Consider the following 23361-nt stretch of genomic DNA (forward strand, 5'->3'; position numbering starts at 1 on the left):
AAACCGGGCAATCCGCATACGATGTATCGAAGGATACGCGTAGACGAGCATAGAGTGCTTACGCTGCGAGTGTCCGGTTTAGCTGGAGGCGATGCCCAGGAATGGCCAACCATTTGACAATCACGTATTGTGAGCTGAACTATAAACTGACGCTTGCGGATTATCGGCATTTTTCGTTCTATCATAATCGGAGCCATACGCTGCGGCTGCTATGCCTGTACTATGGCTTGTTTCTTGGGGCTGCGTGGGCAGCCGGAGGCGATGCGGCGCGAGGGGGTGCTGCGATTGGACTCGGCCTGCTGGTTTGTTTGGCGATTGGTTGCTGTGCAAGGCTTGGCCTTATGTGGCAAATCGGGCGTGAATTCAAGGCCAACACCCATCTCTATGAAGAGCAGGCGATTGAAGTGACGGATCGGGGCATTCGGGTGCAAACGCCAACGAGCGATCTGACACTCAAATGGCATGAGCTGCTTCAAGCATCGGAAACGCCGCGCTTGTTCACGTTGTATGTCACGCCAGACCAGGGCTGTATCATACCGAAGCGGCTTGTGAGCGAGCAAGCCTTTCGTGAAGGGCTCCAACGTCACGTAGAAGCAAACAAGCTCCGGCTGCGTTCGTGAGCAGCTCCTCTTTCTTGATTGCACGGGATGCTAATGGATAACAATGCCGCATTTGAATTACAATATTCCATACCATCACCAAGTTGGAGGGGATTTGAATGGCACGAATCGCTGGCAATTTAACGGAACTGATCGGGCATACGCCATTGCTGGAATTGTCCAATTACAGCAAGAAGCTTGGGCTGGAAGCTTCGCTTGTCGGGAAGCTGGAGTATTTTAACCCTGCAGGCAGCGTGAAGGATCGCATTGGCTTTGCTATGATTAAGGATGCAGAGGAGCGCGGCTTGCTTCATCCTGGCGCGACCATTATCGAGCCTACAAGCGGCAATACCGGCATTGCGCTGTCGTTTGCGGCTGCGGCGCTTGGCTATCGGTTGGTCATTGTGTTGCCGGAGTCCTTCTCACTGGAACGGCGGACATTAATGAAAGCGCTCGGTGCAGAGCTTGTGCTGACGCCAGCGGCCGAAGGCATGCGAGGTGCGATTAAGCGGGCAGAGGAGCTTAAGCAGCAGTTCCCAGGCTCCTATATTCCCCAGCAATTCGAGAATGCTGCGAATCCAGCGATTCACCGCAGTACGACAGCAGAGGAAATTTGGCAGGATACGGATGGCGAACTAGCTGCATTCGTCGCTGGGGTAGGCACGGGCGGGACGATAACTGGCGTAGGCGGCTTGCTGAAGGAACGGAAACCTGATGTGCGGATCATTGCGGTTGAGCCAGCGGATTCTCCCGTGTTATCTGGCGGCAGGCCGGGTCCGCATGGCATACAGGGCATAGGCGCAGGCTTCGTGCCTGGCATCTATCGCCGAGAGGCCGTGGACGAAATTATTCAGGTTAGCAGCGAGGATGCAATGGAAACCTCCCGCATTCTAGCCCGCACCGAAGGGCTGCTTGTTGGCATTTCGTCAGGTGCGGCTGTATCTGCTGCTACCGTTCTGGCCCGCAAGCCGGAATTCAAAGGCAAACGGATCGTTGTCCTGCTGCCAGATACGGGCGAGAGGTACTTATCGGCTGGCTTGTACGGCCGCGGCGAGTAACGGGCTATTCTATATGGATAACAACACGGTCCCTCGGATCGTGTTTTTTTGTTATGGCCATCCTGAACGTTTAATCTCGTAGTATAATAGAAGCACTTATGTAGTGATGGAGGATTGGCATGACACAGATTAACCAATTGGTAAGCCAAGATGAGTTTACTGGATTCTATCTACTGAAAGAACTGGACATTCGCCAGACGAATGCGACGCCGCCCAAAGATTATTTTGATCTCGTATTGTGTGATTCAACTGGGCAGCTGTCAGCTAAGATGTGGGATGTTTCGTCGACAGATAAGGAAACGTTCTTCCCAATGGGATTGGTCAAAGTAAAAGGGATCGTCCAGACCTACCGGGAGCGCCTGCAAATTAAGGTCATCCAAATGCGCCTTGCTATTCCTGCAGATGGCGTGTCCGTTACGGATTTTATCCGCTCTGCACCGATCCGGCCGATTGATCTTGTCCATACGATCAAGCATGAAACTTCATTGATACAGGACGAGACGGTACGGACAATTGTTGATTACTGTGTTGCGAAGGCTGAGGAGAAGCTCATGCATTATCCGGCTGCCAAGACGCATCATCATGCTTACTATGCAGGGCTTGCTTATCATATCGTACGAATGCTCGAGCTAGGGGAGTTCGTCAGCCGCCAGCGTCCATTCTTGAACGCCGATATGCTGCGGGCCGGCATTATTCTTCATGATATCGCCAAAACCGAAGAAATGACGGCACAACTGGGCGTTGTGTCTGACTATAGCGTGGCAGGCAAGCTGATCGGCCATATCGCGCTTGCCTCCTCATGGATTACGGAAGCGGCTATTCAATCTGGCATTTCGCTTGGTGCCGAGCAAGTGCTTGGGCTCCAGCATCTTGTTTTATCGCATCATAACACGGGCGAATGGGGAAGCCCTGTCCAGCCGCAGACGGCAGAAGCTGTTGCGCTGCACTATATCGATTCCTTAGATGCGAAGTTGCAGATGGTAGAGGATGCGCTCGATTCGACGCCAGCTTCTGAGCCATGGACGCCTGTTATCCGTGGCCTCGATAATAAAGCGGTTTATCGGACGAAGCTTTAAGCGAGGTTGGGCGGCGGAATGCGTAAGAGGCGGAAGAGAGCAGTGCGTGGGGCTGCTCTCTTTCGCTGTGATTATTGGCCATACGCGGGCTTTTCTCATGCACTTGGAAGTGGAGTTCGAGGGTGTTCACAAACTTTTTTTAGGAAAAAAGGTTCAATCATAGAAATAGCGGCATCAGTTCTGTTATTATGATAATGATTATCGTTATCTCTAATAGGGGAAGGAACATTTCATCATGAGTCAAACACCCTTGACAAACGGCCAGCCAAAGCTGCGAACGCGTCCCTTAGCCGCAACCTTTGTTCTAATAGGCGGGACTGCTGCTTTGCTGTTTAGTATTGCCCTAGCTATTTCCTACGGTGCAGCAGATATTAAATTTACGACCGTATGGGCAGCTGTCTTTCATTTCAACCCAGATTTAACATCCCATCAGGTCATACAGGAGATTAGGCTGCCTCGCGTGTTAGCGAGTGCACTTGTAGGCGCAAGCTTTGCTGTTGCCGGCTCTATCATGCAAGGGATGACCCGTAACCCAATGGCGGATTCGGGCTTGCTTGGCCTGAACTCAGGGGCGGGCTTTGTGTTATCGCTTTGTTTTGCATTTGCACCGGGCATGTCGTATAACAGCATTATTTTATGCTGTTTCCTCGGCGCAGCGCTTGGAGCGGGCATCGTCTTCGGCATTGGTTCGCTGGCCAAGGGCGGATTGACGCCAGTGCGTCTTGTGCTCGCTGGTGCAGCAGTTTCCGCGCTGCTCACGGCGCTGAGCGAGGGCATTCAGCTGTCATTCAAGATCGGACAAGATATTGCGTTCTGGATGGCAGGCGGTGTAGCCGGTACAAAATGGTCCCAGCTTGAGATTATTACGCCATGGTTAGCGGTAGCATTCATCGGTGCGATCATGATCTCTAAGTCCATCACTTTGCTGAGCTTAGGGGAAGAGATTGCATCAAGCCTAGGCCAGCGGACGCGGCTAGTGAAGCTGGTTGCGATGCTGATCGTGCTCGTGCTGGCCGGCGCATCCGTCTCCGTGGTCGGGGCGGTTGCATTCGTCGGGCTGCTCGTTCCTCATGTGACGCGATATCTGGTTGGAGTGGACTATCGGTGGATTATTCCTTGCTCTGCTATTCTCGGCGGATTGTTGGTCGTGTTGGCGGACCTGGCAGCGCGAATGATTAACCCGCCTACGGAAAATATTCCGCTCGGCGCGGTCATCTCCATGATCGGCGTTCCGTTCTTCCTCTATCTTGCACGCAAAGAGAGGAGGGGGCTGTAATGGAGGCTATCAATCGTTTTGCAGTCGAACGCCGCAGGCGCAAACGCGGCATCATCGTCATGTCGATTTTGGGCGCTCTAATTATTACTTCGTTTATGATCAGCATGAATACGGGCTACATTCGCATGTCGCCGATGAATGTCATTCGGACATTGTTCGGAATGGGGTCAAGCAAGGATAATCTGATCTTGTTCGATTTCCGGCTCCCGCGTATCGTAATCTCCTTGCTGATTGGTGCAGGGCTCGCTGTTTCAGGCTGTATTTTGCAAGGCGTATCGCGCAATGCGCTCGCTGATCCTGGCATTCTCGGCATTAATGCCGGAGCCGGGCTTGTCGTAACCTTATATGTAGCGTTCTATTCCTCTGCTGGCAGCACCGGAGTGTTCGTGCTTCCAGTGCTTGCGATGATAGGAGCGGGATTAACCGCTTTTGTCATTTATTCATTGGCGTATAAACGCAACGAAGGCATTTCGCCTACGAGCTTAATTTTGACGGGGATCGCGGTTGCGGCAGGCATTAGCTCTGTTATGATTGTCATTACGCTGCGAATTAGCCCAGAACAATATCAATTCGTTCAGACGTGGCTCATCGGCAGCGTTTGGGGCACGAATTGGAAGTTTGTCCTCGCGCTGCTCCCATGGATTGTTATCCTGATTCCATATACGATGATGAGAGCGAACGTGCTGAACATTTTGAACCTGAGCGAACAGACAGCAGCGGGGCTCGGGGCGCCGATTGAACGATCGCGCAGGGTGCTCTTGGCGGTAGCCGTAGGGCTCGCGGGCTCATGCGTATCGGTCAGCGGCGGGATTGGATTCGTCGGATTAATTGGGCCGCATTTGGCGAGAAGATTGGTTGGGCCCAAGCATCAACTGCTCATTCCAACGTCCGCTCTAGTAGGGGCGCTGCTCACGATTGTCGCAGATATGATTGGCCGCTCGATTTTGCCGACACAGGAAATTCCGATTGGCGTTGTCGTTGCTGTCATTGGCGCACCGTATTTCTTATACCTGCTTGCAAGATCCAAAGCTTAAATCGCGCTCTTATGCGATATTAAAATAATTGAAAGCTGAAGGGAGCTGGGATGACGTAATGCTTCAACGATTTTTCTCATACTATCGACCGTACAAAGGATTGTTTATGCTCGATTTTGGTTGCGCGGTGCTGGCTGGGCTCATTGAGCTCGGATTTCCGCTTGCGATTAATAAGTTCGTAGATGATTTGCTGCCCAATCAAGAGTGGGGCCTTATCTTATGGGCATCGGCAGGTTTGCTGGCTCTGTATGTGCTTAATACATTCCTCATGTACATCGTCAACTATTGGGGGCATATGCTAGGAATCAACATTGAAACGGATATGAGGCGGAAGCTGTTCGAGCATATCCAGAAGCTGTCGTTCCGGTTCTTCGATAATACGAAGACGGGCCATCTCATGACTCGCTTGACGAATGATATGTTGCAGATTGGCGAAATGGCGCATCATGGCCCCGAGGATTTATTTATCGCGATTATGACGCTTTCGGGCGCGTTCGTGCTGATGCTGTTTATTCACTGGAAGCTGGCGGTCATGACGTTTATCGTCGTTCCGATTATTATTTGGATCGTTATTTATTTCAATGGCAAAATGACGAAGGCGGTCCACCAGCTATTCGGTGATATCGGCGACTTTAACGCACGGGTCGAAGACAACGTCGGCGGCATCCGCGTCGTTCAAGCTTTTTCCAACGAGGAGCATGAGAAGGAGCAGTTCGCCGTGAATAACGGACGGTTCCGCTTGTCTAAGCTGGTATCGTACAAACTGATTGCTAAAAATAGCTCGATCAGCTACATGATGATGCGTTTCGTTACGCTGTTCGTCATGGTGTGCGGTACGTGGTTCGTTATCCAAGATGACCTGACTTACGGGCAATTCATCGGCTTCTTGCTGCTTACGAACGTGTTCTTCCGCCCAATCGAGAAGATCAATGCGATTATTGAGAGCTATCCGCAAGGCATCGCCGGATTCAAACGGTATCTGGAGCTTCTCGACACGGAGCCGGATGTGCAGGACGCGCCGGATGCGATTGAGCTGGGCGAGCTGCAGAATACGATTCAGTTCCATAATGTATCGTTCGGTTATGATGACGATGCGCAAGTGCTCAGCGGCATTAACCTGACGGTCCGCAAAGGGGAAACCGTCGCATTCGTAGGGCCTTCCGGCGCGGGCAAGTCGACGTTGTGCAGCCTGCTGCCGCGGTTTTATGAAGTGACGGAAGGTTCTGTGCGCATTGATGGCACGGACATCCGTCATGCGAAGCTTCAATCACTGCGCAAGCAAATCGGCATCGTTCAGCAGGACGTATTCCTGTTCGCAGGGACGATTCGCGAAAATATTAGCTACGGCAAGCTTGATGCCTCCGAGGCTGAACTATGGGAAGCGGCACGCCGTGCACGCTTGGATGAATTTATCAAGCAGCAGCCGGATGGCATGGACACGGTCATCGGCGAACGAGGCGTTAAGCTGTCCGGCGGACAGAAACAGCGGCTTTCGATCGCACGGATGTTTTTGAAAAATCCGCCGATCCTTATCCTCGACGAAGCAACCTCAGCGCTGGATACCGAGACGGAGTGGATGATCCAGCAGTCGCTCGCGGAGCTGTCGGAAGGGCGCACGACGCTCGTCATTGCCCATCGCTTGGCGACAATTAAGAACGCCGACCGTATTGTCGTGGTGACGCCGGACGGCATATCTGAGCAGGGCCGCCACCAAGAATTGATCGCAGCAGGCGGCATCTATAGCCGCTTGCATGAGGCGCAGTTCGGGGCTCTATAAGAGAGAGGCGGCACGCCGCGCAAAATAGCAACAACAAGAGCTGTGCTAAAAGTCGCTACTAATTGACTTATAGCACAGCTCTTTCATTTGGGAAGGAGGTTCCCTCGAATCGCTGTTGTCGCTGAATTGCCCTGAATGGACAAGATTGTCACAAGGCTGCGATATGAGATGGCAAAGGCGACTGATGGCGCTTTGTTTTGCCAGAATCATTTGCATGCCCTTGCATACACCAACGCCACACTTCATTCTCGCCTCCAACCGATGCAGCGCAACAAAGGGGTGTCCCCAGCCATCGTGGTCTAGGGACGCCCCTTTGTTGTTCGCTCAGACCGGTGCGCCTTCGCGCTTGCGGAAGAATGACTTCAATGCGTTGTATACTTCCGTTTTCTCGCGAATGACATGGTACATAAAATTCGGGATGTTGATATGCTTATACGCCGACATGAGGGTGCTTGAACGGTTATACTGGTTCACTTCGCCGTAGCCAAACAGGTTGGAGCGCTTGAGCAACTCGCCGATCAGTTTGACGCAGCGTTCGTTGTCACTAGTCAAATTGTCGCCGTCAGAGAAGTGGAATGGGTAAATGTTGTACATATTCGGAGGAAAACGGCTGTCTATTATCTCGATCGCTTTCAAATAGGCTGAAGAGCAGATCGTGCCGCCACTCTCGCCGCGGGTGAAGAATTCTTCCTCGGTCACTTCTTTTGCTTCAGTATGGTGGGCGATGAAGACGATATCGACCTTCTCATATTGATGGCGAAGGAAGCGGGTCATCCAGAAGAAGAAGCTGCGCGCGCAATATTTTTCGAAAGAACCCATAGACCCCGACGTATCCATCATTGCAATAATGACGGCATTGGACTGCGGCTTAACAATTTCTTCCCATGTTTTGTACCGCAAATCGTCCGGGGAAATATGGTGAATGCCGGGCTGGCCGCTTGTTGCGTTGCGCCGCAGGTTCTCCATAATCGTCCGCTTCTTGTCGATGTTGGACATGATGCCTTTCTTGCGAATGTCGTTGAAACGGACCTCCGTCGTTTCGAGCTGGTCACGGTCCTTTTGCTTCAAGAAAGGCAGCTCCAGCTCCTCGAACAGCATCGCTTCCAGCTCAGCAAGGCTAATCTCCGCTTCAATGACGTCCTCCCCTGGCTGGTCGCCGGCCCCCTCGCCTTTGCCCGGACCCTGTGCAGCTTGCGGATCAACGCCGAGCACGTCACCAACTTGGCTGTCGCCGTCGCCTTGGCCAACATGCTTATTCTTGTTGAAGTTATAAACGATGCGGTATTCGTCTAGGCTGCGAATCGGCACCTTGATGACCTGCTTGCCGTCGGACATGACGATGCTTTCCTCAGAAACGAGGTCAGGCAGATTCTGTTTGATCGCTTCCTTCACCTTTTCTTGGTGGCGAGCCTGGTCCTGATACCCTTTGCGGTGCAGCGACCAGTCCTCGCGAGACACGACGAACAGAGGATTTTCCAATGAACCCATGCCCGAACACCTCCTGTCTATGTTAGACCGATAACGTCGTTACGTTTCTCGATACAGCTTGTTACTCACTATATTCAAGGGCAAGGGGGGTTATGTGAGATGAAGTCCGCCTACTTTCGACAATTGGTCAATGATCGGGCGTTGGAATGGACGATGAGTATGCTATAATGGGTGCGGAATTTATTAGATGAACGGAGAGGATGGTTTTTATGGCGAATAAATATGCAGCTTTTGGAGCGATCCACGCTTTGTTGGCTGTTGCTCTTGGCGCATTTGGCGCGCATGGATTGAAAGATGTGTTAGACGCGGATATGCTGGATGTCTATGAGACAGGCGTTCGTTATCAGATGTACCATGCTTTAGGATTAATCGCTGTCGCGTTGCTTGCCGGAAAAGCGCGTAATCCAAGAACGATTCTAAGGGGCGCAATGCTGCTTCACATCGGCATTTTTATATTCTCTGGCAGCTTGTACGTGCTCAGCCTTAGCGGCACCAAGTGGCTTGGCGCGATCACGCCTCTTGGCGGCGTTGCCTTTATCGTTGGGTGGGCGATGATTGCTTGGACGATGTGGCAAGGCAGACATGAGAAGGGCTAACCATTTGGCAACTTCCGAACGAAAAAATGGGTAATATCAAAATTAATCTACAAATATCGACAATTTACTAGCATTTTTTTCTATCCCTTAACGTTTCGTTCGTTTATAATAGAACCAACAGTAGGTTCGCATTCGGACACAGGAGGGACGTTTTGGGTGACAGTTCTTAAAAAGATAGATTCGACGAATCGGCAGCATCGCGAACTCATCAGCGTCCCTGTTTTAATTCGGTTATATAAGACCGCTTGGATGATGTCCGCAATTCTGCTCTTGGGCGTCGCCGTGTCGGTCTTTTGGCTTGCGGACGAGAAGTTAGCTTGGGCACTGTTTGGCACCGCCATGTGCATGTTGGTCGTAGCAGCCACGCAGCAAGCTATGGCAGCGGTACGAAGGCGTTCGTCCATTGCATTGACCGCCGTACATCATAATCCGCTCCCATTCCTTGCGCTGGACAAGACAGGCGCTATTGTGCAGCTTAATGAAGCAGCCGCTGAAGCGCTCGGATATGAACGGCATTCCCATGCGTTGATCGGAGAGCAATTCGAACGCTATGTGGATTCACGCGACCTGAAGTCTCTCGAAGAGAATATGCGGAAGGCAAATGAGGGGCAGCTGGAGCAAACGACGATCGGCGTGCGTTCGTTAACGGGTACAAGAATATCTTGGCATGCGTTATTCGCGCCAGTCGGCGAACAGAGCGGAACGAACGGATGTGTCCTTATCGCGCAGGACATGAGCGAACGCAGGCGGCATGATGAGCGGATCAAGCATATGGCCTTTTATGATGATATGACGGGCTTGCCCAACCGCCGGCTGTTCGTGGAACGGCTTGGCGAGATGCTCGCAGAGGTTCGGGACCCTGACAGCTTGCTTGCCGTATGCTGTTTGGATATCGACCACTTCAAACTCATTAATGCATCTTACGGCCATGATCTGGGCGATATGTTGTTGCTGCATATGGCAGACCGGTTGCTGAGGGGCTGTTCCGATGTTGACTTTGTGTGCCGGATGGATGGGGACAAATTCGGAGTCATCCTAGCAGCGAAAAATAACGAGGGCCAGATTGAAGCAGCAGTGCTTTCGTTATTAAGTGCGCTGGAAGAGCCATTCGAGCTGCAAGGCATTCCAATTCAGCTAACGGCAAGTGCAGGGTGGTCTTCAAGCGCACAAGAGCCGCTCTACCCGGACAAGCTGCTGCGCAATGCGAACCTTGCCTTGATTAAGGCGAAGGAAAATGGACGGAATGAATGCTTGATCTATCGTGAAGAGTGGGACGAGGCGTCCTTGGAGAGGCTTCGCTTGCAGCATGATCTGCGGCGTGCGGTTACGAATGGGGAGTTTATGCTTCTCTATCAGCCGCAATACGATATGAATACGGGAGAAATTGTTGGTGTAGAAGCGTTGCTTCGTTGGCATCATCCACAGCGTGGGCTAGTCCAGCCTTCCAAATTCATTCCTCTAGCTGAGGAAAGCGGGGTAATCGTCCAAATCGGGCAATGGGTGCTCGAGGAAGCCTGCCGCCAGAACAAATCGTGGCAGGATGCAGGCCTTGCGCCGATCCCTGTTTCGGTCAACCTCTCGATGCGCCAATTTTGGCAGCCTAATTTCACAGCCAGCGTCGAAGCTGTATTGAAAAAGGTTGGGCTAGAGCCTCGCTACTTGGAACTCGAAATTACAGAGTCAATGACGATGGATCCAGTAAAGCTGACGAACAGCTTAAACGAATTGACCGCATTAGGCATTAGCATTAGCATCGATGACTTCGGCACGGGCTACAGCTCGTTTCATTATTTGAAGCATTTCCCTGTGGACCGGTTGAAAATTGACCGTTCTTTCGTAAGCGACATCGAGCAAGACCCGGGTGACGCAGAGATCGTTGCGGCTATTATTGCGATGGCGCATAACCTGAACATGCAGGTCATTGCAGAAGGCGTTGAAACCGCACAGCAGGTACAGTTTCTGAAGATGCATCTCTGTGATGAGATGCAGGGCTACTACGGCAGCCCTCCTGTAACAAGTGAGCGAATCGCTGAGATGCTAGTAGCTTAGGTTTGTGAAAAGATGTAAATAGGGGTGTCCCCAAAAGCCGTGATGGCTGGGGGACACCCCTTCTTTTTGCGTAGCAGCCTGCCCATTGCAGTTCGTACAATAGAATCAACAATTGATACAAATGAAAAAGCCGCCCTAAAAGTCTATTGGAAACGACTTTCGGGACAGCCCCATCTTCTATTATTGTACCTTGCTATATCGTAGCTTTACATGGAGTAATCGTCGATTTCATTGAGTTTAAACGTGTAGACTTGTTTCTCATCAACATGGTATACCGTCAATAATGAAGCCTCTTCATCGAGATTAATGATTCGGCCAGGAATGTTCAGGGTTACGCCCATGCCTTTGTTTACTTTAAGGCGAATCAACTTGTTTTCCTTCATGCATGCCCGGAATTGCTCGGAAATGAGGGCAAGCGGGTCACTCGGTTCTGCTGCCGTTGCAGTTGGTTTGGCGGAAGCCTTGTTGTTCTGTCCGCTGGCACCAGCAGAAGAGCTTTTAGTTGGTTTTGCAGAGCTCACGGCAGCGACCGGTTCTTTCTTCGTTGCGGCAGGCGTGGGAGCAGGCGCAGCTTGTGCTTGTAATTGGTCAATTAGCTGGCCCAGGGCACTGCCGGAAAGGATGCGAAAATCAGGGAACCCGCCTCCGTTTAGTACATGTAACAGTTGCTCGAGCGCTTTGGCATTGGTATCGCCTTCGACGAGTATCTCGACTTGGAATAAATGGGTATTACGTCCTTCGCTCGTGCGGGTCATTTGGTTCCTCCGACCTTGATTAATGATGATACTAATATACCAGATCTATAGGGTTATGGACAACCGAACATCCTACTTTAATCACAAAAATGTAAGCGATAACATGAAGCACCTGACAGCGTTCTCCGCATATAGTGAGATAGTTGCAATATTGCTAATGTGAAGGAGGGGAATCGGGAAACTTATGATGCAAATGGTCCCCTATGTATTAGACAACGGCAAGACTGTTCTTGGGGTCGAGGTGAAGCTGCCGAAAACGACACTGCTTGCTTGGATGACTGATAAAGGCTACATTATGTGCGGTGCGCTCGATGTGGAGCTGCTGAACCGCGATTTGGCTGAACGGGGCATTCTCGCTGGGCGCGCAGTTGGCGTCCGCACGCTTGAACAGTTAATGGAAGCGCCGCTCGAATCAGTGACGACACACGCCGAGCAGATTGGCATTCATGCCGGGATGAGCGGCAAGGACGCGCTTCTTATTCTGTCCTAATTTATAATAAACAAAGCCTCTAATTGAAACACAGTCTCACGAGAGTGGGAGTGGCTCAAATAGAGGCTTTTATTTTATGCTTCCTTGGAATAAGTTCCGAGCTTACTCAAACAGTTTCTTTAAATTCACGTTGAACGGCGGGCGAACGATCCCTTTTTCGGTGATGATCGCTGTTACGTATTCATGAGGCGTTACATCGAATGCTGGGTTAAACACTTTAACGCCTTGCGGGGCCGTGCGTTTGCCGAAGCCTTCTGTAATTTCCTCAGCGTGGCGTTCCTCGATTGGAATTAAGTCGCCGCTAGGCGTGTTCAGGTCAATGGTCGACAATGGGCAAGCGACGTAGAATGGAATGCCATGTGCTTTTGCAAGCACGGCAACGCTGTACGTGCCGATCTTGTTGGCTACGTCACCGTTGGCTGCTACGCGGTCGGTGCCAACAATAACCGCATTGACCCAGCCCTTGGACATGACCATGCCAGCCATGTTGTCGCAGATTAACGTAACGTCGACGCCAGCCTGATGCAGCTCGAAAGCGGTCAGGCGGGCGCCTTGCAGGACAGGTCGCGTTTCATCGGCAAATACTTTAAGATCGATGCCGCGTTCTTTTGCAAGGTAGAACGGAGCAAGTGCCGTACCATACTTGGCAGTTGCAAGCCCGCCAGCATTGCAATGGGTCAAAACGCCCATGCCATCCTCGAACAGTTCGAGCGCGTGCACGCCGATTAGGCGGCAAGTTTCTTCGTCTTCGCTTTGAATGGCGATTGCATCGCCTAAGAGCGCTTGTTTACAAGCTTCAAGAGACAAGCCGTCCGCTGCAAGCTGTGCCGCGCGAGCTTTCATTCGATCAAGCGCCCAGAACAGGTTAACTGCTGTTGGACGCGATGTTGCTAAATATTCAGCCGTTTCGTTAACCGTTTGAAGCCAAGCTTGGACGGAGCCTTCTACATTGCGGGAGCCGAGAACAACGCCGTAAGCAGCAGCGATGCCAATTGCAGGCGCGCCGCGTACAGCTAGATGCTTAATCGCATCCCATACGCTCTCAGAGGTTTGCAGCGGCAGATAGAGCACTTCTTCGGGAAGCAGGCGTTGGTCGAGCAGGTCCAGATGCGTGCCGGCCCAAATAACGGATAGCAGCCCAGCATGTTCAGAAGCGGTAGTCATATTTAAAACCCTTCTTTCTTTACGATATCGATTACATGTCCGATCGTTTCGGCTTGGCGGTTGCTGCGGATGAGCGCTGTGCCTACAGCAAGCGCAAGGCGTTGTGCTTTCTCGCGTACCGCCACGTCGGTAATGGCATCGATGTCGGCAACATGTGCAAGGCCGTAGACACGGCGAACCATTTTGCAGCCAGCGAAGCCGATCGTATCTTGCAGCAGGCGCTTCAGGTACAGATCCTGATAGCCAGGAGCGGCTGAGGCAAGCCGGTCAACGCAATGCTCGTTCCAGAGCGCGCGGAATTTGGCTTCGAATTGTGTCCAAATTTCCTCGATCATCGTGAGCAAGCCACTCCGGTATCGCGCACGTGCATCAGCGTCAGCGCTCCAATGCTCTTGCGCCGCAAAGTTTAGAAGCAGATTAGCGATCACAGCGCCGATATCAAAGCCCATTGGGCCATAATAAGCGAACTCTGGATCGATAACTTTCGTCGATTCTGGCGTGATGAAGATGCTGCCTGTATGCAAATCGCCATGAAGCAATGCTTCAGCGCTAGTTAGGAACTTCTGGCGGAGCAGGGCCACTTCCAATTGCAGCTGGCCATCTTGCCAGATCGCCTCGGCCGCATCGCGGATAGGGGCAGGAATATTGTTTGTTTCCGCGTCGGTGTATGGATCGTCGAAGATGAGTTCTTCCGTTATTTTGCATAGCTCAGGGTTTATGAAGTCGCGCACAAGGAGTTTCTTCTCTTGCTGGTTCATGCCCAGGTCGGATGTGAGGAACAAGGTTCTTGCTAAGAAAGTCGAGATATGGCCTGCGAACAGCGGGTATTCGATTGCATCCATGAGGCCACGCCGCATAATGATGTGGCTGCTCAAGTCCTCCATTACCGTCAGCGCGAGTGTTGTATCGTAACGGTATACTTTAGGGACGAGCCCGTCTGCTAATTTCCCTTGCAAAATAAGCGATTCGCTCTCAATGCGCGCACGGTCGAGGGTAAGCGGCCAAGATTCGCCAACAACTTTGGCATACGGGAGTGCTTGTTTCATAATAAGGCTGCTTCCGCTCGCCGGATCCGTGATGTGAAAAACAAGGTTTAAATTGCCGTCGCCAATTTCGCGGGATTGCAGGTCCGCTCCCTCAGGGAAAATGCCTTCAATTGTTCGCGCGATTTCAATCGCTTCTTGCTCGGTTAACGGATGGTAAGTCGTAGTCAATGCAAGCCACCTCCGGTGCAAATTAAGATGTAACGCTATGAGTAAAGGGATCGAAGCCTGCGCAGGCTATCGATCATCTTATGCCTTTAATAAGGCTCAATTCATCTTTCCTAGTATACTGAAATATGTTTCGCGTTGGAATACCTTCTTGGTATAATGGAGAGCGGGTTATGCGGCTACCGTCGGCGGTATGAATTGATTCGGTAAGGGGGATACATAAAATGGAAGAAACATTGCAACAGCCCGTTGCATTGAAAGAATGGGCAGTCGCGGTTCAGTCGCTTGCAGCAGGCGAGCTTATCGTTATTATGCGCAAAGGCGGCATTATCGAAGAAACAAGGGATTTTCGTTTGATTCGTCCGAGCTTCTATCTCATGCCAGCATTCGAGCATCAGCGGAAAGAGCTGCTGAAGGATGCCTATCGCGATGGCATTGACCGCGCGCTTGAGGGATGGTCTAAAGACGCGGAAACGATGACGCTGGAGGCATATGCGGAAGCGGTGGAGGATATCGAGGTTCACGACGGCGAGACGTTAAACCGGATATTTGGCGAGCATATTTGGACGGAAACATTCGCTGAAGAACGGTTGAAGTGGAAGAAGAAAAATCCACTGCATGTCCTTCTGCTTCGCGTATACAAGCTGAACCAGCCAATAACGGTGCCGATGAGGCCTGCGTACAGCGGTTGCAAGTCATGGGTTACACTCGAGGATGGCGTGCCGGAAACGGCCGGAATGACGCCGGTATTATCGGATGAAGCTTTTAATGAAGCAGCGGACCGGATTCGCAAGCTTCTTCAAGGTTAGTTGTTTTTCGCTAAACTGTATAAGCTGGACAAGCAATTTTGGCAAGTTTCATCGAAGGTTCATAAGACATCCATGAAACGCTCATTGATTTGTAACAAAACTTATAATAAAATAATTATTGAGAATCAATGAGAATCAAAAGGCTTTGTAAGTTGTGAGGCAAGCGATACTATAGCATCAATCAGCCTGCTCCGGCAGCATATGCGTCTAGTGAGTGGACGCCCACAACTAGCAGATATATTTATATTTTGGAAGGAGCGGCACATATGTCGACACAATTCGTCATCGATGGTCTGAAAGCATCCGTTGAAGGTAAGGAAATATTGAAGGGTATTAACTTGGAAATTAAAGGTGGCGAAATCCATGCCATCATGGGACCGAACGGTACGGGTAAAAGTACGCTTGCATCCGCATTGATGGGCCATCCTAAATATGAAGTAACAGGCGGAACAGCGCTGCTTGACGGCGAAGACGTACTTGAGATGGGCGTTGACGAGCGCGCACTGGCTGGCATGTTCCTGGCGATGCAATATCCGAGCGAAATTACAGGCGTAACGAACTCCGACTTCCTGCGCAGCGCGATTAACGCTCGCCGCGGCGAAGGCAACGAGATCAGCCTGATCAAGTTCATCCGCCAAATGGAAGGCAAAATGAAAGAACTCGAAATGAACACGGAGTTTGCACACCGTTACCTTAACGAAGGCTTCTCCGGCGGCGAGAAAAAACGGAACGAAATTTTGCAAATGATGCTGCTTGATCCGAAAATCGTTATTCTTGATGAAATCGATTCGGGCCTTGATATCGACGCGCTGCGTATCGTATCGAACGGCGTGAACGCAATGCGTTCGGAAGATCGCGGCTTCCTCGTGATTACACACTACCAACGCCTGTTGAACTATATTAAACCAGATTTCGTACACGTTATGATGCAAGGCCGCATCGTTAAATCTGGCGGTCCTGAGCTGGCTGAGCGTCTGGAGAATGAAGGTTATGATTGGGTGAAAGAAGAACTGGGCATCGTGGACGAAACGGTCGGCCAGGCTTAATCGGAGAAGGGGGCAATCGAGCATGAGCATTCAATTATCGACTCCCGTTAGCCGGCAAGCAGCCGAGGCGTTGTCGCGAAGCAAGGGAGAGCCGGAATGGCTGACAGCACATCGCGCCAATGCGGCGGAACTGGCGGAGACGCTGGAGTTGCCGAAAGTGGAGAAAACAAGAATCGATCGCTGGAATTTGTCAGCATTCGGCCAATATAAAGCAGCACAACCGGTTGGCCAATTAACGGAACTTCCGGAGGACATTCAAGCGCTGACGGCGCAAGCGGAAGCAGGCTTGATTGTACAACGCGGTTCAGGCGCAGTTTACGCTAAACTGTCCGAAGAACTGAAAGCGAAAGGCGTTATTTTCACCGACCTGGAAACAGCAGCGCGTGAGCATAGCGATTTGGTGCAGCCTTATCTGCATAGCGTAGTTCCGAATAACGAAGACAAGCTGACTGCATTGCATGGCGCACTGTGGAATGGCGGGGTATTCGTTTATGTTCCGAAAAACGTAGAAGTTGACGTTCCGCTTCAAGCGGTATTGTTCAATGATGATGCAGAAGCAGCGTTCGCGCCGCACATTCTGATCGTTGCGGAATCGCACAGCCGTGTGACGTACGTTGATAACGTCGTAACAACGGGCAGCGCAGCTTCGGCTTCCTCGGTCCATCATTCGATCGTTGAGGTAGTGGCAAAAGCTGGTGCGCAAGTAAACTTCGCATCTATCCATAACATGAGCGGCGGCATCGTTGACTTGTCGATTCGCCGTGCTGCACTCGACAGCGATGCGCGCGTAGAATGGGTAATCGGCGATCTGAACGACGGCAACACGCTGTCTGACACGAAGTCCGTTCTCAACGGCAACGGTTCGTCTTCGGACTCCAAAGTTATTAGCATCGGCTCCAATGACCAGAAAATGTCCTTGACGACACAAGCGGTTCACTTTGGCCGTAGCTCTGATAGCCAGATGATTACGCGTGCTGTTATGCGTGATGCTGCTACAGCAATTATTAACGGCATTACGAAGATCGAGAAAGGCGCGACGAAAGCGAACGGCGAGCAAACAGAGAAAGTTCTCATGCTCAGCCCAAAATCGCGCGGCGACGCCAATCCGATTCTGCTGATCGATGAAGACGATGTAACTGCAGGCCATGCAGCAAGCGTTGGCCAAGTAAACCCGGAGCAGGTGTACTATCTCATGTCCCGGGGCATTGCCAAGAAGGACGCGGAACGGCTCATCATTTACGGTTTCTTGGCACCAGTCGTATCGGAAATTCCGATCGATGCGGTCCGTGAGCAGCTTCAGCGTCTGCTCGAAAGGAAGCTGGAAGCATGAATGTAAATGCGATTCGGGAGCAGTTCCCGATTCTGCATCAAGAAGTGAACGGGCATCCGCTCGTATACTTGGACAGCGCGGCGACTTCACAGAAGCCGCGTTCCGTCATTGATGCGGTGAAACGCTACTACGAATGGGACAATGCGAACGTACACCGTGGCGTTCATACATTAGGCTCGCGTGCAACAGATGCATATGAGGGCGCTCGCGCTAAGGTTGCTGCATTCCTGAACGCGGCAAGCGAAGAGGAGATCGTCTTCACTCGCGGCACGACGACGGCGCTTAATCTGGTGGCTAGCAGCTATGCCCGTTCGGTATGCGGTGAAGGAGACGAAATCGTCATTACGCCAATGGAACATCACAGCAATCTCATTCCATGGCAGCAAGCGGCGAAAGCAACCGGCGCAACTTTGAAATATATTCCGCTTCAGCCGGATGGGTCGATTACGTTGGCTGATGTTGAGGCTACGGTGACGGAGCGTACGAAAGTCGTAGCTGTCACTTACGCTTCCAACGTGCTCGGCGTCATCAATCCGGTGAAGCAAATTGCAGAAATCGCACATCGCAATGGTGCCGTTATGGTCATCGATGGCGCGCAGAGTACGCCGCACATGAAGGTAGATGTGCAGGATCTCGACTGTGATTTCTACGCGTTCTCTGCACATAAGATGTGCGGCCCTACCGGCGTAGGCGCATTGTACGGCAAGAAAGCCATTCTTAACCGGATGGAGCCAATCGAATTCGGCGGTGAAATGATCGACTTCGTTGATTTGTACGAATCGACGTGGAAGGACGCGCCTTCCCGTTTCGAAGGCGGCACTCCGATTATTGCGGGTGCGGTCGGCCTTGCCGCTGCAATCGACTTTTTGCAAGAAATCGGCCTTGAAAATATTCATCAGCATGAGAAGCATCTGGCGGCTTATGCCTACGAACAGCTGTCGGCGATCGATGGCGTGACAATTTATGGACCGAAGGAAGGCCGTGTAGGCCTTGTAACGTTCAATTTGGACGATGTTCATCCGCATGACGTAGCAACTGCACTTGATTCCGAGGGCGTTGCAGTGCGGGCGGGCCATCATTGCTGCCAGCCGCTTATGCGCTGGTTGAATGTGAGTGCAACGGCACGGGCAAGCTTCTATCTGTACAATACCGAGGCGGATGTTGACCGGTTTGTCGGTTCACTGCATCGGACAAAGGAGTTTTTCGGCCATGCAATTGGATGATTTGTATCGCAGAGTCATCATGGACCACTACAAGAACCCGAGAAACCGCGGTACGATGGACAACGATTCTGTAACGATCAACTTGAATAATCCAACCTGCGGCGATCGTATCGCGCTTCAGCTTCAGGTGGAGGATGGCAAGGTTACGGATGCGAAGTTCAGCGGCGAAGGCTGTTCGATCAGCTTGTCGTCGGCATCCATGATGACCGAAGCGGTTAAAGGAAGAACCTATGAGGAAGCGCTTGAGCTTGCTGAACGTTTCTCTTCGCTTATGAAGGGAGCGCCAGTGGAGTTCGAGGAGCTGGAGGATATTGAGGCGTTGTCGGGGGTTAACAAATTCCCGGCTCGAATCAAATGTGCGACACTCGCTTGGAATGCGCTTCGCAAAGGGATTGAACACCAGCAGCAATCATAAGGTATCCAGCGTGCTCGATTACGGATCGGGCAATTCCTATACAGACCAAATTAAAGAGGAGGCGTGACTGCCATGGCAAAGAAAATGCCGGAAATGGAAGAGTATAAGTATGGTTTTCGCGACGAGCATAAGGCGGTATTCCAATCCGGTAAAGGATTGACGCCAGAGATCGTACGTACGATTTCCGAAATGAAAGGCGAGCCGGAATTCATGTTGAATTTCCGACTCAAATCGCTTGAGCAATTCAACAAAATGCCGATGCCACAATGGGGCGGCAACATGGACGATCTTGATTTCAACGATATCCAGTACTATGTTAAGCCTTCTGAGAAGCAAGGAAAAACGTGGGAAGAAGTACCGGCAGAAATTAAAGAAACGTTCGACAAGCTCGGCATTCCTGAAGCGGAGCAGAAGTTCCTCGCAGGCGTCTCGGCACAATACGAGTCCGAGGTTGTTTACCACAGCATGCAGGAGGATCTCGAGAAGCAAGGCGTTATCTTCACAGATACGGACACCGCGCTTCGTGAGCATCCAGAGCTGTTCCAAGAGTACTTCGGTACAGTTATTCCGCCAGCGGATAACAAATTCGCGGCACTTAACAGTGCGGTATGGTCCGGCGGCAGCTTCATCTACGTTCCAAAAGGCGTGAAGTGCGAAATTCCGCTTCAAGCATATTTCCGTATCAACTCGGAGAACATGGGCCAATTCGAGCGTACGCTGATCATTGCTGACGAAGACAGCTTCGTTCACTATGTAGAAGGCTGCACAGCTCCTGTATACAGCACGAACTCGCTGCATAGCGCAGTTGTTGAGATTATCGTGAAGAAGAACGCTCGCGTTCGTTACACGACGATTCAAAACTGGGCGCCAAATATCTACAACCTCGTAACGAAACGTGCGGTTGCAGAAGAGAATGCAACGATGGAGTGGGTTGACGGCAACATCGGCTCCAAGCTGACGATGAAATACCCAGCAGTTGTGCTCAAAGGCCGCGGTGCGAAAGGCATGGTATTGTCGATCGCAGTAGCAGGCAAAGGCCAACATCAAGATGCTGGCGCAAAAATGATTCACTTGGCGCCAGATACGACGTCGACGATCGTGTCGAAGTCGATCTCCAAGCATGGCGGCAAAGTAACGTACCGCGGCCTTGCATCGTTCGGACGCAACTCCGAAGGCTCCAAAGCGAACATCAAGTGCGATACGCTCATCCTCGATAACGAGTCGACGTCGGACACGATTCCGTACAACGAAATCATGAACGACAACATTACGCTCGAGCATGAAGCGACAGTATCCAAAGTGTCTGAGGATCAGCTATTCTACCTGATGAGCCGCGGCTTGTCAGAAGCAGAAGCAACACAGATGATTGTCATGGGCTTCATCGAGCCATTCACGAAAGAGCTTCCGATGGAGTACGCTGTCGAGATGAACCGTCTCATTAAGTTCGAAATGGAAGGCAGTATCGGTTAAGGGAAATTTGAGTGTTTTCTCATATGATTAGTGATTTCTCTAAATGTAAAACAGACACTCTGCGTAATTTACGTAGAGTGTCTGTTTGTTTTAACTATTGTCTTGTACTTGAATCATATACTCGAATAAAGGATTCTGATAAATCATATCTTCTGGAATATTTCTTGAAATAATAAATATTTTTGGTCGATTGTCCTTGTCAGTAGATATAATGTTTATGTTTGTGAAATAGTTATTTGATAATATTGAATAAAAAAAGCTATTGTATGGTCTAGGAATGTATCCGACTTTTGTACCTTTGTGCTGAGGATCCAGAATTTCAATAGCATGAACGTCTTGTCGATTATTCAAATCGATATTTGGAATTAACTCATCCTCAAGTTTAAGTAATCTGTTGAACTTTGAGGTGTGAGACCATCCAGCAACCTCACAAGCTACATAAGATAAACGTGTAGACTTATCGTAATATATAGGTGAGAGAAATGATAAAGAATCTGTTGCAAGTTTTCCGCCTGTAATGAATAAAAAATCCCAAGAAGTATCTCCAGAATTCACGATATCATATTCTAGTAAGATTCTTTTAAATTGTGCTCTACCTTTATCGGGAATTCTTCTTTCAAAGGCAGGGAATAATTCGTTACTTTCATATAATCTATCTACATCACTCAATCCAACAAATGGAGAAAATCCTTCTTTTTTTGCTTCATTTAAACCGCTTAAATTATAAAAGAATGTATATTTGTCATCAGTTTTACAAAGAACTGCTACAAGATGATTTGTTCCAGAATATACGCCTTTCCAGTTCAGGAGTAGCTTTTTCGGAGTTGCCATCATAAAAACTCCTTTATTAAATAATCACGTCTATAACTTATTAGTTTAAACACGAATGCTTTTTTTTGATCAGACATAACTTCATGTGGAATTCGGAAAATGATATCATATAAAATTTTATCAGTTAGTAAAGTAATCTTTGTTAGATGGGTCTTGATTACAGGATCTAAAGTATAAATTTTAAGAAATAGATCTAGAGTGTTAATTCTTTTTTCAAATTTATGAATAGTTCCCCATCTGATAAGTGAAGCAGATTTTTTTCCATGAACATATGCATTGAACATCTGAGAATCTTTCATCATTAGAGTCGCACTTTTATTACTTATTTCACGCCCTAAAGAAGACGAATTATCATAGAGTGGAGAGAAAGTTATATATCCATTTTTTTGATTTAGAATTATCCCGAAATTATCTTGATGACGGTCTGTGTTTCCGATTAGAGTATCAAAAACGATCATATCGTATAAATTATTTGTCATGTCATGTTTCTCAAATAATCTTGACAATAATTGATAACTGTATACCTCAGACTCACCTTGAAGTTTCTTACGGGCATAGGTAGGGTCAAATTCCATGATCATGTCGGCGCCTTCAATTAATATATCTTCTCCTTCAGTCAGAAAGGAGTAACATACAGCACCATAAATTTTTCCATCATAAATTGCCTCGGACCTTGCTCCATAATATGCTAGAGATTCATCATTTGCTTCGATATAACCGATGTCGACTAAATGAGTATCAATACCAATTACTTTTCCAATTTCCGAACTTATTTTTTCGGACCACATTTCACCAGTCAAGTCATCTGCACTTTCACCAATAGAGCTAGAACTCGTTAAAGAAATTGGAAGTTTAAATAAAGCTAAGTTATTGTCTTGTGGTTTTCGATACCATCTTTTTTCTTTTGACCCAGATGCATTAAGAACCTCTTCTATCTCCCATGTGGATAAATCAATCAGTGGGTACATTAATTCTCCTTTAGCATTGCAAAATTAGTCGGGGAATTTTTGTTGTTTTGAATTTAGTCCAAGTGCTTCTTTTAGGCCGCTTTGTAGTATCAACGAGAAATTAAGTCCTGCATGTTCGCTCGCATCACGTAACCATTTAGGCATAGTACAGTTTTTAGATACGGACTTTTGTGCTGCTTCGTCACGATAAGGTGGCATATAAATATCAAGATAGATAATGTGATTGCTTGAATTTTGAAGAGTTAATTCATCTGGAGTGGCGGGTATTGGAGGGAGTGATTTTTTTTCTTCTATTTCCAATACCTGTTGAACTAGGTGTTCTCTTGCTTTCTTCAAAGCTTGATGTATTTCATTTTCGGTTACAAGAATACCTGGAAAGTTAGGAAAGTGAATGTTAAATGTGTTAAGGGGAGTTCTTTCGACTAGGACTGGATATATATACGTGGTTTGCACTTAAATATGTACCTCCTAGTCTGTTAGGTTTGTTTTAAAATGATCGTAGGGAATAAAATTAATCCAATTAAAAATCGTGTTCATTTAATATAACACGCGTAATAATGCGCGTCAACATTGGGGCGCATTATTACGCGTGTAAAAAGGCGTGATAAGGAATAATTTTTAGTTGTTCAAATATCATCAAAACTAGCCTCACACCAGGAGGTGCAAGGCTAGTTTTGTATTTATTATGTGTTTCAT

22 protein-coding genes are annotated in these 23361 nt (G+C 49.5%); 15 read left to right on the plus strand and 7 right to left on the minus strand.

Annotated features, from left to right (window positions below):
* Window positions 1-101 precede the first annotated feature (101 nt).
* From GON22_RS02255 to GON22_RS02280, 6 genes are all read left to right on the plus strand, one after another.
* The gene (locus GON22_RS02255; protein ID WP_160394503.1) at window positions 102-620 is read left to right on the plus strand and encodes a YcxB family protein; all 519 of its coding nucleotides are present in this window, start codon (window positions 102-104) and stop codon (window positions 618-620) included.
* 98 nt (window positions 621-718) lie between these two features.
* Window positions 719-1657 (plus strand): cysteine synthase A, encoded by a 939-nt coding sequence (cysK, locus tag GON22_RS02260; RefSeq protein ID WP_160394504.1) that lies wholly within the window; start codon window positions 719-721, stop codon window positions 1655-1657.
* Between the two features lie 119 nt (window positions 1658-1776).
* Entirely contained in the window at window positions 1777-2733 is a 957-nt protein-coding gene (locus GON22_RS02265; protein ID WP_160394505.1) for a 3'-5' exoribonuclease YhaM family protein, read from the plus strand.
* Window positions 2734-2968: 235 nt separating this feature from the next.
* Complete coding sequence (locus tag GON22_RS02270; protein ID WP_160394506.1) at window positions 2969-4009, plus strand: FecCD family ABC transporter permease; 1041 nt, start codon at window positions 2969-2971, stop codon at window positions 4007-4009.
* Window positions 4009-5043 carry a FecCD family ABC transporter permease gene (locus tag GON22_RS02275; RefSeq protein WP_160394507.1) on the plus strand — a complete coding sequence of 345 codons (1035 nt, stop codon included), beginning with the start codon at window positions 4009-4011 and terminating at the stop codon, window positions 5041-5043. The genes GON22_RS02270 and GON22_RS02275 overlap by 1 nt, the downstream gene beginning before the upstream one ends.
* Before the next feature lie 58 nt (window positions 5044-5101).
* Entirely contained in the window at window positions 5102-6820 is a 1719-nt protein-coding gene (locus GON22_RS02280) for an ABC transporter ATP-binding protein (RefSeq protein WP_160394508.1), read from the plus strand.
* A 324-nt stretch (window positions 6821-7144) separates the two neighbouring features.
* Here GON22_RS02280 and yhbH read toward each other — a convergent pair whose 3' ends face one another.
* On the minus strand, window positions 7145-8308 hold the full coding sequence (gene yhbH / locus GON22_RS02285) for a sporulation protein YhbH (RefSeq protein ID WP_202113044.1): 1164 nt from the start codon (window positions 8306-8308) through the stop codon (window positions 7145-7147).
* Between the two features lie 209 nt (window positions 8309-8517).
* On the opposite strand from yhbH, the gene GON22_RS02290 reads away from it, so the two are divergent.
* Window positions 8518-8904, plus strand: a complete 387-nt coding sequence (locus tag GON22_RS02290; protein WP_202113045.1) for a DUF423 domain-containing protein — start codon at window positions 8518-8520, stop codon at window positions 8902-8904.
* A gap of 156 nt (window positions 8905-9060) precedes the next feature.
* Window positions 9061-10953 (plus strand): EAL domain-containing protein, encoded by a 1893-nt coding sequence (locus GON22_RS02295; RefSeq protein ID WP_160394510.1) that lies wholly within the window; start codon window positions 9061-9063, stop codon window positions 10951-10953.
* 206 nt (window positions 10954-11159) lie between these two features.
* Here the strand turns inward: GON22_RS02295 and GON22_RS02300 are convergent, their stop codons facing one another.
* Window positions 11160-11708: a hypothetical protein gene (locus tag GON22_RS02300; protein WP_160394511.1), complete on the minus strand. Its 549-nt coding sequence runs from the start codon at window positions 11706-11708 to the stop codon at window positions 11160-11162.
* 184 nt (window positions 11709-11892) lie between these two features.
* Between GON22_RS02300 and GON22_RS02305 the strand changes: the two genes are divergently transcribed.
* Entirely contained in the window at window positions 11893-12198 is a 306-nt protein-coding gene (locus tag GON22_RS02305) for a YunC family protein (RefSeq protein WP_160394512.1), read from the plus strand.
* 102 nt (window positions 12199-12300) lie between these two features.
* Here GON22_RS02305 and mtnA read toward each other — a convergent pair whose 3' ends face one another.
* On the minus strand, window positions 12301-13362 hold the full coding sequence (gene mtnA / locus GON22_RS02310) for an S-methyl-5-thioribose-1-phosphate isomerase (protein WP_160394513.1): 1062 nt from the start codon (window positions 13360-13362) through the stop codon (window positions 12301-12303).
* Between the two features lie 2 nt (window positions 13363-13364).
* Window positions 13365-14576: an S-methyl-5-thioribose kinase gene (gene mtnK, locus GON22_RS02315; protein WP_160394514.1), complete on the minus strand. Its 1212-nt coding sequence runs from the start codon at window positions 14574-14576 to the stop codon at window positions 13365-13367.
* Window positions 14577-14797: 221 nt separating this feature from the next.
* Here mtnK and GON22_RS02320 point away from each other — a divergent pair, with 221 nt between their 5' ends.
* The 6 genes from GON22_RS02320 (at window position 14798) to sufB (ending at window position 20866) form a co-directional block, all read left to right on the plus strand.
* Entirely contained in the window at window positions 14798-15382 is a 585-nt protein-coding gene (locus GON22_RS02320; protein WP_160394515.1) for a DUF1802 family protein, read from the plus strand.
* Between the two features lie 266 nt (window positions 15383-15648).
* Complete coding sequence (gene sufC / locus GON22_RS02325; protein WP_160394516.1) at window positions 15649-16428, plus strand: Fe-S cluster assembly ATPase SufC; 780 nt, start codon at window positions 15649-15651, stop codon at window positions 16426-16428.
* A 22-nt stretch (window positions 16429-16450) separates the two neighbouring features.
* Window positions 16451-17758: a Fe-S cluster assembly protein SufD gene (sufD, locus tag GON22_RS02330; protein ID WP_160394517.1), complete on the plus strand. Its 1308-nt coding sequence runs from the start codon at window positions 16451-16453 to the stop codon at window positions 17756-17758.
* On the plus strand, window positions 17755-18981 hold the full coding sequence (locus GON22_RS02335) for a cysteine desulfurase (RefSeq protein ID WP_160394518.1): 1227 nt from the start codon (window positions 17755-17757) through the stop codon (window positions 18979-18981). Before sufD ends, GON22_RS02335 begins: the two co-directional genes overlap by 4 nt.
* On the plus strand, window positions 18968-19396 hold the full coding sequence (sufU, locus tag GON22_RS02340; protein ID WP_006039078.1) for a Fe-S cluster assembly sulfur transfer protein SufU: 429 nt from the start codon (window positions 18968-18970) through the stop codon (window positions 19394-19396). Before GON22_RS02335 ends, sufU begins: the two co-directional genes overlap by 14 nt.
* Before the next feature lie 72 nt (window positions 19397-19468).
* Window positions 19469-20866 carry a Fe-S cluster assembly protein SufB gene (gene sufB / locus GON22_RS02345; protein WP_006039079.1) on the plus strand — a complete coding sequence of 466 codons (1398 nt, stop codon included), beginning with the start codon at window positions 19469-19471 and terminating at the stop codon, window positions 20864-20866.
* 90 nt (window positions 20867-20956) lie between these two features.
* Here sufB and GON22_RS02350 read toward each other — a convergent pair whose 3' ends face one another.
* From GON22_RS02350 to GON22_RS02360, 3 genes are read right to left on the minus strand one after another with little or no spacing between them, the layout of a single operon-like run.
* Entirely contained in the window at window positions 20957-21697 is a 741-nt protein-coding gene (locus GON22_RS02350; protein ID WP_160394519.1) for an HIRAN domain-containing protein, read from the minus strand.
* Window positions 21697-22665 (minus strand): HipA domain-containing protein, encoded by a 969-nt coding sequence (locus tag GON22_RS02355; protein ID WP_160394520.1) that lies wholly within the window; start codon window positions 22663-22665, stop codon window positions 21697-21699. The genes GON22_RS02350 and GON22_RS02355 overlap by 1 nt, the downstream gene beginning before the upstream one ends.
* A gap of 24 nt (window positions 22666-22689) precedes the next feature.
* Complete coding sequence (locus tag GON22_RS02360) at window positions 22690-23118, minus strand: type II toxin-antitoxin system HicB family antitoxin (protein ID WP_160394521.1); 429 nt, start codon at window positions 23116-23118, stop codon at window positions 22690-22692.
* Between the last annotated feature and the right edge of the window lie 243 nt (window positions 23119-23361).

Source organism: Paenibacillus sp. MMS18-CY102, from assembly GCF_009789195.1.
Taxonomy (GTDB): Bacteria; Bacillota; Bacilli; order Paenibacillales; family Paenibacillaceae; genus Paenibacillus_T.